Annotated in this window: 10 protein-coding genes; 6 read left to right on the plus strand and 4 right to left on the minus strand. The window is 30.2% G+C overall.

Features of this window, described 5'->3' with window-relative positions; translation table 11 throughout:
* Positions 1-403 (minus strand): PaaI family thioesterase (locus ACFDSN_RS10595; protein WP_375239826.1); only part of this gene is annotated, 403 nt, incomplete at its 3' end.
* Positions 404-446: 43 nt separating this feature from the next.
* Between ACFDSN_RS10595 and ACFDSN_RS10600 the strand changes: the two genes are divergently transcribed.
* On the plus strand, positions 447-1,079 hold the full coding sequence (locus tag ACFDSN_RS10600) for an alpha/beta hydrolase (protein ID WP_375239827.1): 633 nt from the start codon (positions 447-449) through the stop codon (positions 1,077-1,079).
* Positions 1,080-1,094: 15 nt separating this feature from the next.
* Here the strand turns inward: ACFDSN_RS10600 and ACFDSN_RS10605 are convergent, their stop codons facing one another.
* The gene (locus ACFDSN_RS10605; RefSeq protein WP_375239828.1) at positions 1,095-4,112 is read right to left on the minus strand and encodes a beta strand repeat-containing protein; all 3,018 of its coding nucleotides are present in this window, start codon (positions 4,110-4,112) and stop codon (positions 1,095-1,097) included.
* A gap of 164 nt (positions 4,113-4,276) precedes the next feature.
* On the minus strand, positions 4,277-5,224 hold the full coding sequence (locus ACFDSN_RS10610) for an NAD(P)H-dependent flavin oxidoreductase (protein ID WP_375239829.1): 948 nt from the start codon (positions 5,222-5,224) through the stop codon (positions 4,277-4,279).
* A 417-nt stretch (positions 5,225-5,641) separates the two neighbouring features.
* Here ACFDSN_RS10610 and upp point away from each other — a divergent pair, with 417 nt between their 5' ends.
* Positions 5,642-6,295, plus strand: coding sequence for a uracil phosphoribosyltransferase (gene upp / locus ACFDSN_RS10615; protein ID WP_375239830.1), 654 nt, complete (start codon positions 5,642-5,644; stop codon positions 6,293-6,295).
* Between the two features lie 125 nt (positions 6,296-6,420).
* On the opposite strand, the gene ACFDSN_RS10620 is transcribed toward upp, so the two are convergent.
* Complete coding sequence (locus ACFDSN_RS10620; protein ID WP_375239831.1) at positions 6,421-7,650, minus strand: class I SAM-dependent rRNA methyltransferase; 1,230 nt, start codon at positions 7,648-7,650, stop codon at positions 6,421-6,423.
* A gap of 138 nt (positions 7,651-7,788) precedes the next feature.
* On the opposite strand from ACFDSN_RS10620, the gene ACFDSN_RS10625 reads away from it, so the two are divergent.
* The 4 genes from ACFDSN_RS10625 to ACFDSN_RS10640 form a co-directional block, all read left to right on the plus strand.
* Positions 7,789-8,379 (plus strand): hypothetical protein, encoded by a 591-nt coding sequence (locus tag ACFDSN_RS10625; protein WP_375239832.1) that lies wholly within the window; start codon positions 7,789-7,791, stop codon positions 8,377-8,379.
* A 131-nt stretch (positions 8,380-8,510) separates the two neighbouring features.
* Entirely contained in the window at positions 8,511-9,029 is a 519-nt protein-coding gene (locus ACFDSN_RS10630) for a Crp/Fnr family transcriptional regulator (RefSeq protein WP_375239833.1), read from the plus strand.
* An 86-nt stretch (positions 9,030-9,115) separates the two neighbouring features.
* A complete protein-coding gene (locus ACFDSN_RS10635) occupies positions 9,116-9,523 on the plus strand; it encodes a DoxX family protein (protein ID WP_375239834.1) in 408 nt (135 codons plus the stop codon).
* Positions 9,524-9,535: 12 nt separating this feature from the next.
* The coding region (locus ACFDSN_RS10640; protein WP_375239835.1) for a hypothetical protein at positions 9,536-9,847 on the plus strand (312 nt) is incomplete at its 3' end.

Below are 9,847 nucleotides of genomic sequence, written 5' to 3' on the forward strand. Positions count from 1 at the left end.
TAGTCAATAGTTTACATAACGAAACTAATTCATTGGCCTCATTAGTGACTCTAATATCTATTAATTGCGTGGTTCTTCCTTTATGTATAAAGGTAGCTCTAGCAAAAATGAAACCTTCTCGAACACTTTTTAAATGATTAGCAGTAATTTCTAACCCGCGAATCATCAAATTTTCGGAATCTAAAAAAATGTGAGAAGCAAAACTTCCAACGCTTTCTGCTAAAGCAGCTGTTGCTCCGCCATGTAATACTCCATCTGGTTGATGTACTCTTGGTGTTACTGGCATTCTAGCAACTAAAAAGTCTTCGCCATAATCTACCATTTCTATCTCTAATGTTTCCATTAATGTATTTTTATTGGCTTGATTTGCTCGTTTTAAAACGTCGCTTTTAGAATACTTCATTTATATTTGATCTTTATACAAAAATACAAAACAGTTTGCAGAAATGAATTCAGCAGAAAAAGAAATATCATATAAATCTACCAACTCCTATTCTACTCTAAATACATTAACTGAAGCCACAAAAAACGTCTGGTTAGTTTGTCATGGCTTAGGCTATTTAAGTCGTTATTTCTTACGCTATTTTAAAGATTTAAATCCTACCGAAAATTATATTATTGCTGCACAAGCACCAAGTAAATATTATCAAGGCAAAAGCTTTAAACATGTTGGTGCGTGTTGGTTTACTAAAGAAAATACCACTACAGAAATAGATAATGTTTGTAATTACCTACAAGCCGTTTTAGAATCTGAAGCTATTCCAGAAGACAAGAACATTATTCTTTTTGGCTACTCTCAAGGTGTTAGTGTGGCTTTACGTTATTTAGCAAAATATAAATTAAAGTGTAAAGACATTATTATCCATTCTGGCGGAATTCCTAAAGAGTTAGAGCCAGAGTATTTTAAAAATCTAAATACTAAAGTTACTTTAATCTACGGAACAAAAGACGAGTATTTAATCCCAGAACGTATGGAATACGAGTCCAATAGAGCTAAAGAATTATTTGGTGCTAATTTGGACATTATTCCGTTTAATGGAACGCACGAAGTTAATGTAACGTTGATTAAATCGTTATAAAATTATTATTAATTATTATGGTAACTGCTCTAAAAATTGATATGTTGCTATTGGTAGACCACCAAATAAAGAATTCGATGGGTTATTAAAAATATTACCACTTATAAATTGTACTTCCGAATTTGCACCTATATATATTGTTTCACCATTCATATTTACATCTGTATTTGAGTATCCTGTAGATGTATAAGTCGCAATTGGTGGACCACCAAATAAAGAATTATTTGGGTCATTAAATACTTGACTACTTATATGTGGTATTTCAGAATTTACACCTATATAATTTAAACGTCCATCTCCATTAGCATCTCCAGACCACATTGCAACTACTCCATTTGGCATTCCAAAAGTTGTTTGTGCATTTGTTCCAAAAGTTATTGGATTTCCACTATCTGTAAAATCTATATTTGTAGATTGATCTGATAACGAGAATACTGCATTACTTATAATTCCTAAATGATTTCTATGGTTTATAGATACATAATAATTATTAACTGGTGCATTAATAGTTAACTCTTTTATGCCATCTAAATTAACAATATCTCCATCTCTTTGTAATAAGGCAGATCTTCCAGCTATTACATTTGTATTATCGTTAGCATCACGTAATTCTACCCAAATCCAATCTACAATATCATCTTCTGGTAATCCTGTTCCATTAGTTCCTCCTGTATTAAATACCGATGTTAAACACGTTGCGCCATCTGCATATGGAGATGTAGTTGGTAAATAACCTGAAGACCTTAAATCGTCTCGCATTAAGTTACTTCCACTAGATAATAAAGCGCCTTGTAAAAACACTACTGGATTTAAAGTAACTGGAGTTATTTTTAAATTAACTTCTGTTGTTGTATAGATAACATCCCAATTATAACCTGCAGGCAAATTTACCGTGTCAAAAGTTCCTAAAATATTACCTGCTTTTAAAATTGTAAAAGTATCTCCTATATTTGGTGTGTAATTATATAAATAAACATCTAATACACCACTTAAATTGGCTGTGTTTGCTACTTCTACATTACTAAAACTTGTTAAGCTTTCTAAGTGTATTTTTAATTTGCTATTATTGTGTGTGTAGTTGTCGTTAAAAATATAAGTTCCTGCAAAAAGAGTTGAGAAAAAAAAGTAAGATGGTTGTAAAACACCATCGTTATTACTAAAATCACCTGTATGACTAATATTATATCCCAATAAAGTACCTGTGTTATCAATACTTCCAGCGTTAGATATATTTCCAAAATTACTTAAAAGATTAATATTTTCTAGTATGCCATCTACAGTATTAATTAAGGTTCCGTCTAATCCATTCTGTAAGGACCCATTATTTGTTATTAAATTTGCATTAGTAATACTATTAGTGTTTATTAAAGATCCTGCACTCCATAAATTACCTAGATTATCAATAATACCTCCATTATTAAACACTCCTCCAACAAATACAAATAAAAATGAATTTAATGTATTATTTATTTGTCCCAAATTTGTTGTTGTACCCTTTGTATGTATGGCTCTACTGTTATCTACAGTACCAAAAGCAGCTATATTAAATGTACCTAAATTATCTATTATTCCTGTATTATTTATGTAGTTGGTGTTTTCTAATAGTCCTGTACCAGTTAGAGTTATAGTGCCTACATTATTTATAGTTCCTGTAGTGTTACTTATAGTTCCTGAATTATTAATACTACCAGTGCTTTCAACTAATGTGGTTCCTGTATTCGTTAAGACTCCTGTACTAGTCTGTGTAATACTTCCTGAATCAGACAATGTTGCACTATTGTTAATTGTTCCTGAATTTGATAAAACACTTGTTTCTGTTAAAGTAGTTGTTCCTGAGTTATTTAAGTTTGCAGAAGTAACAATGTTAATTGACCCAGAATTAGTAAGCTCTCCTCCAGACTCGACACTTAATATACCTTTGATTGTTATGTTTCCTGTAGTGTTAGTGGTTAAATCACCAGTGTTTGATATGGATCCTTCGTTTTCAATAGAAATATTTCCTGAATTAGTAAAAATGCCATCAGATTCAATATTTAGTGTTCCTGAACTAGTGAAGGTTCCTAAAGCAGATTGTGTTATTGTTCCAGAGTTAGCTATGCTCCCTGTAGTTGTTAAGATAATGTTTCCAGTATTATTTATCACCCCATTAGGTTCTATACTTATAATCCCAGAGTTGTTTATGTTTCCAAGTTCTCCAGTAAGATATTGTTCAATATTTATGGTTCCATAATTGGTTATAGTTCCATAATTATTTATGAAGCTTTTATTTGTCGAAATTATAGTTCCATAATTACTCATAGTTCCATAGTTAGCTGTAGTACCGGGGTTAGGTCCTGATAAACTATTAGATTTAATAGTTCCATAATTTGCAAAATTATCTTCAAATTTTAAAGAAACAAAATTCTCTATAACTCCTGGTCCTAGCATTTCAGATGTTCCGTTTATAAGTAAATCACCACTAGTGTCTATGGTGCCGTGATTGGTTAGTGAATTTAGTGTTATTTTGCCATCACCAGATATTAACCCTAAGTTAGTTAATGAGTTTATAGTAGTACCTATAGCTACTCCATATCCTGATGTGTCAATAGTCCCTGAATTAATAAAAGTTCCTGTACTATGATTTAAAGCATCCAAAACAGTTACTTCTCCTGAATTATAAAAAGCAGGGGTATAAGATTGAGATTGGTCTGTATTAGCATATAATTCTCCACTAAAAATAAAAATTTCACCATTATTTGTAAATGTTTTTGTATAATTTGCTTTTGCACCAAATACAATTTCAATTTCTCCATTGTTCAGTATATTATCGTTAAAAGTTATATTTGAGTTTATTATAACTTTATCTCCAGCATTTATAGTTGTACCAGGGTAATAAGGTGTCCAAAAATCATTAGATAATGTGTAAAACGGATCAAAACCTACTACATTATGACTAAAAGTAAAAGTAGTTTGTGCATTGCTATTTAGAAGCCCTAAAAAAAGAAAAAGTATTAGACTGCCTTTTTTTAATAGGTGGTTGGTAGTTTCTAACATATTGGTGTTTTTTGTAAAGTTACAACTTCACAACTAAAAAAAACATATATGCATCTGATTTTTAACTTATTAAAATTAATAAAACATGCAACAATTATGTTATAAACAAATAAGGCTTACCACAATAGGTAAGCCTTATTATATTATTCTAAAACCAATAAAAATTATTCTACCAAATGCTTCACAATAGCTTTTACAGGTAAAATAGCTTTGGTATGTTCTATACTTGGTCCTGCAACCCAAACGGTTTTATATGTGGCTTTTTTAGCAGCGTTTTCTGCTGCTTTCATACCAATAGAAAAACGTATCATTTTAACCCATTTTTTAAGTTTCTTATTTTTATTTAAAACAGTTTCTATCCAAGTTTGCTTGGTTCCTATTTTTTGAACGTAAGGTGTGTTAATTACTGTGCAAGGTGTTCCAGAAATTCGCTCGGTCATTACAATATCTTTAGCGCCATAATCTACACAAGCTTGTTTATATTCTTCTGTAACACTAGCTTCTGTACTCGCAATAAATGGGCTTCCAACAGAAACACCTTCGGCTCCATAACTTAACATCTTATCAATATCGGCTTTACAACCAACGCCACCAGCAGAAATTACAGGAATTGTTAAATTCATATTTAATAAAGAGGTTAATTCTTGAGGTGTTAAATTTCCTCTATGTCCACCAGCTTCACTATTTACTGCTATTGCTGCGTCTGCACCTAGTTCTTGAACCTTTTTAGCAAAACGCAAATCGGTAACATCACAAAATACTTTTATTCCAGCTTTATGTGCCTGATTTATAGTTTCTTCTGGACTACCAAGAGATGTTATTATAAAGTCGCAGCCTTCTTCACATAAAACCCTTAACTGTTCTTTGTATTTTATATTAGACTTATTTACAATTAAATTAAACCCAAAAGATCCGCCTTTTGGTTTTGCTGTTTTAAGTTCTTTTGCTGCAGCTCTTAACTCATCTAAAGTTCTATAATTAAGTGCAGGAATACAACCAGCTATCCCTGCATCCATAGATTCTTTAACCATTGAAACATTAGACACTAAAAACATTGGTGCCATAATTACTGGATATGTAATATCTAAAAGTTGAGTTAGTTTGGTTTGCATATAATCTTATTTTTATGAATTCAAATATACAAAAATATTATGCGCGCATAGCACTTGCTGGTTTTTTCTATTACCAACTACTCGAAAACCTCCAATAGGTAAAATATTAATAGGTACAGATGTTATTAAATCTATTTCTTAGATTATTGCTTCATAATTGTTATTTAAGATAAACCTTGAACCTTGAATATTACAATGTAAATCGTCTGAAAAATAACTGGTTGAAAAAATCTGGACATTAAATTCTGAGACATTAGGCAAGGAAAGTTTTATTCAGGTTATAGCAACGCCGCAATATGGTAAACAATTTAAATGAATTGGAATGGATAAATGGAATAACTTATAACAAGAAAAAGAATATTATATTTGTTATTGTAAGAATTGGGATAATTTTTTTGAATTAAAAATTACTGAATAATGAAAATCATAGAGTTTAATAAAACGAATACCATTTTTAATCAATTTATATCTGTAATTAGAAATGTAGCGATTCAAAAAGATCAATTACGTTTTAGACGTAATTGTGAACGAATGGGTGAAATTTTCTCTTATGAAATCAGTAAAACTTTAGATTATTCAACAAAGCAAGTTATAACACCATTAGGCACTTCAGATATTAACACTTCTGATAATCAAATAGTTTTAGCTACTATATTAAGAGCTGGTTTACCATTACATCAAGGAATGCTTAATTATTTTGATGGAGCCGAAAATGCTTTTATTTCTGCCTTTAGAAAACATACTGACAATGATACAGATTTTACTATAGAATCTGAATATTTAGCTTGTCCAGATATTACAAATAAAACCGTTTTACTTTCTGATCCTATGTTAGCTTCTGGAGCTTCCATATTAGCTGCGTACAAAGCCTTATTAGCAAATGGAACACCAAAGCAACTACACGTAATTGTGCTTATTGCTAGTCAACAAGGAATTGATTTTATTCAACAACATTTACCAAAAAACATAACTTTATGGGTTGGTGCTATTGACCAAGAAATGAACGATAAATCATATATCATTCCTGGTCTAGGTGATGCTGGTGATTTGGCTTTTGGAGAAAAGATGTAATCATAACGTCAACAATCAACCAAACCTTCTCTAAATTTACAACCTCTTTTGATTTAGGGTTTATCAACTAAAATAAAAAGTATTAATTCTGTTATTTAGTTCGTTTATTAAATAGTTATTAAATACTAATCTAAAAAACGATAATAACCACATTTTAAATAAGCACCTTCTGGAAAACCTATGGGATGATCTGAATCGTGCTGTGTTTTTAAAACGACTTTATATTTTCGGTTAGAAGATCCTAATGCTTGACTATTAATATCTAAAAATGCCTGACTAAGAACTCTTGATGAACAAGATGCTAAAACTAATAGTCCATTTTTAGCTGTTAATTGCTCACCTAAATTAGCTAATTGCGAATATTTCTTTTTTGCTAATTCTATTTCCGATGCTTGTTTTGCAAAACTTGGTGGATCTATAACAACGACATCAAAAGTGTTGTTGTTTTTAATTAGTTTTTTTAATTCCTCGAATGCATCACCAGCAATAACTTTATGTTTACCTGAATAATTATTTAGTTTCCCATTTTGTAATGCTATTTCTAAAGCTTGCTTACTTATATCTAAACTGGTCACTTCTTTAGCATTATTATATAACGCATGAACAGAAAATCCACCAGCATAAGAAAACACATCTAATACTGTTTTGCCTTTACTCCACTCGCCTACTTGTTTTCTATTGGCTCTATGATCTAAAAAATAACCTGTTTTATGACCTTTAATTACGTTTGCCGAAAAATTTACGTTGTGCTCTACAAATTCTACAACTTCGTTTTCTAAAGAACCATAAACAACTTCTCCGTTTTGTAACTTGTGTAATTTAGAGTTTTCTAAACTTCTACTTAATCTTACAACAACAGTTTTAGCATTCGCTATTTGTTGTAAATCTGGAATAATAGTTTCTAAGTAAGGTAACCAAATTTCAGAGTAAATTTTAACGACTAAAACATTTGCATAAACATCTGCTATTAAGCCAGGAAAACCATCATTTTCTCCAAATAATAAGCGGTAACTATTAGTGTTAGTTCTTAATAAATCCTCACGTTTAGAAAAAGCATCTTGTATTTTATGGTGAAAAAAATCTGCATTAATTTCTGCTTTTTCTGTACTACTATGCAGCATTTTAATTCGAATTGGCGAATTAGCATCGTATAAACCTAAACCAATAACTCTGTTTTTATTTTTACCAAATACAATAGCTAAATCTCCAGATTGTGCATTGTCTTTTATCTTAACAATATTATCTGAAAAAACCCAAGGATGATTTTGTAGTACAAATTGTTCGCCTTTTGCATTAAGTTTTACAGCTAAATGTTTTGGTTGGTAATTAGAATTTATTCGCGTAGAAAAAGACATTAATTTTAATTTGATGTAAAGGTAGTATTTTTGGATTTTAATGAGAGCTTCATTTTTAAAAGTTAACCGATTTAATCTTTAATAAATACCAACTTCATTATTTTTTCGTTAGTTTTAGTGCAACCTACAACTAAACCTATGGCATCTTATATTTTTGAATTGTTTCCAGATCTTAAACCATTTGACTACAACTTGCATTATGAGGACTTTTTTTTAAATAAAAACTGGGTTTTAGTTAATGGTATTAATCATAAAAAAGCCATTTATGTCTTTAAAGACGAAAACACATTATCTATTACAGAGAATGATACTGTAACAGAAACTTCGTGGTGTATAACTATTAAAAACACGTTTTCTATAGATACAGAAGATGGATTAATTACCGTGAAAGCCTATTTTAAAGACACAGATGTTTTAGTGTTAAATCATAAAAACACAGATGATTTTGCACTTTATATAAATGAAGAAAATTATAACGAAGATTTAAATAACATTGAAGATGTACAAAAATTTCTTCATGAAAAATACACTAAAAAAGCAACCGATTTAATTTACGATCATGAGTTTTATTTTATAGAACAATCTAAAGAGTATGGGCCTTTTACAGTAGAAGAATTAGCTAAAAAAGTAGAAGAAAACACTATAAGTGAGCATTGTTTTGTTAGAGATGTTAATGAGCACGATTACTCTAAAAAAATACGCATTAGAGACCTAACTAAAGCTTTTTAAAAAACTTGACTTTGTCATTTTTTTAAGTTAACTTCGTTTAACTGCTGATATAAAACATTATAACGATTTCATATCATCTTGTTACCTGCAAGCTATAAAAACAAATTATGTAAATAACATCTAGCAAATACATGAGTATTTTACCAACAGAAAAAAAAATAAAAGTTAATAAAGGAGACATACTTCTTAAACAAGGTCAAATAACAAAACATGGTTATTTAGTAAAAACTGGATGCCTTAAAAGTTATACTTTAGACAATAACGGCAAAGAGCATATTTTACAATTTGCGCCAGAAAACTGGATGATTTCAGATTTGGATAGCTTTACAAATCAAATACCTTCAGTTATTTTTATTGAAGCTATAGAAGATAGTGAAGTTGCATTTATTTCTAAATCAGAATTTAATGACATTTCGCAATTAGAAAAACCAGAACTCATTGAAATTGCAACAAAATTTAGAAACAATTTAATTGCCACAAATAAGCGTGTTATAGGATTATTAAGTGCTACTGCAGAGCAACGTTATATAGACTTCACATTACTTTATCCTACACTAGTACAACGCTTACCACTTAAACTTATAGCATCATACATAGGTGTTACACCAGAATATTTAAGCGAAACAAGACGTAAACTGGCAAAAAAATAGCCTCAACTTCATTTCTTAAGGTATCTTATTTTTATTCTTTTTTATAAAGTCCAACTTTGCAGTTATAAATATTAAACTTTATAAAAATGACTGATCAAAAAAGAAACAAAGTTTTACACATTGGCTTATGGATAGCACAAGCATTAGTAGCTTTAATGCTACTTTGGGGAGCATTTGCTAAACTTGGTACTCCAATAGAAGAACTTGCTAAAATGATGCCTTGGGCTACAGAAAATCCATCTTTAGTTACTTTAACAGGTATTGTTGATTTATTAGGTGGTTTAGGTTTACTATTACCAGCATTACTTAAAATTAAACCTCAACTTACCATTTATGCTGCTTATGGTACAATTGCACTTATGGTAGCAGCTGCAATATTTCATATCTCTAGAGGTGAGTATGAGTCTGTAGGAATGAATGTTGTAATACTTCTTATTGCTGTATTTATAGCATGGGGAAGAAGTAAAAAAGAGCCTATTTTACCTAAAGTATAAACATAAAGGTTAATGAATAACATCAAAACATTTTTTACATCTAAGTATATTTTATGGTTAATATTAGCCATACCAGGTACATTACTTACTGTAAGCTATTATCGTGATCAAGTAAACTATGATATGATAATGCATATCACAGGGGAATTTGCTGGTCGCATGTTAATTATTAGCCTTATTGCAACACCTTTAAAACTATTATTCCCAAAAGGAAAAATTGCTAAATGGTTATTAAGAAACCGTCGCTTTTTTGGAGTGGCGGCTTTCTCTTATACACTATTACACACTATTTTTTATGTTTTAGAATACAGATCGGAAGAGCAC

The sequence above is a fragment of the Aurantibacter sp. genome (assembly GCF_042094015.1).
GTDB lineage: Bacteria > Bacteroidota > Bacteroidia > Flavobacteriales > Flavobacteriaceae > Aurantibacter.

What these genes read in the sequence shown, in the direction of transcription:
- ACFDSN_RS10600 (WP_375239827.1), top strand. Translation starts at nt 447, where the DNA reads ATGAATTCAGCAGAAAAAGAAATATCATATAAATCTACCAACTCCTAT.
- ACFDSN_RS10605 (WP_375239828.1), bottom strand. Translation starts at nt 4,112, where the DNA reads ATGTTAGAAACTACCAACCACCTATTAAAAAAAGGCAGTCTAATACTT.
- ACFDSN_RS10610 (WP_375239829.1), bottom strand. Translation starts at nt 5,224, where the DNA reads ATGCAAACCAAACTAACTCAACTTTTAGATATTACATATCCAGTAATT.
- upp (WP_375239830.1), top strand. Translation starts at nt 5,642, where the DNA reads ATGAAAATCATAGAGTTTAATAAAACGAATACCATTTTTAATCAATTT.
- ACFDSN_RS10620 (WP_375239831.1), bottom strand. Translation starts at nt 7,650, where the DNA reads ATGTCTTTTTCTACGCGAATAAATTCTAATTACCAACCAAAACATTTA.
- ACFDSN_RS10625 (WP_375239832.1), top strand. Translation starts at nt 7,789, where the DNA reads ATGGCATCTTATATTTTTGAATTGTTTCCAGATCTTAAACCATTTGAC.
- ACFDSN_RS10630 (WP_375239833.1), top strand. Translation starts at nt 8,511, where the DNA reads ATGAGTATTTTACCAACAGAAAAAAAAATAAAAGTTAATAAAGGAGAC.
- ACFDSN_RS10635 (WP_375239834.1), top strand. Translation starts at nt 9,116, where the DNA reads ATGACTGATCAAAAAAGAAACAAAGTTTTACACATTGGCTTATGGATA.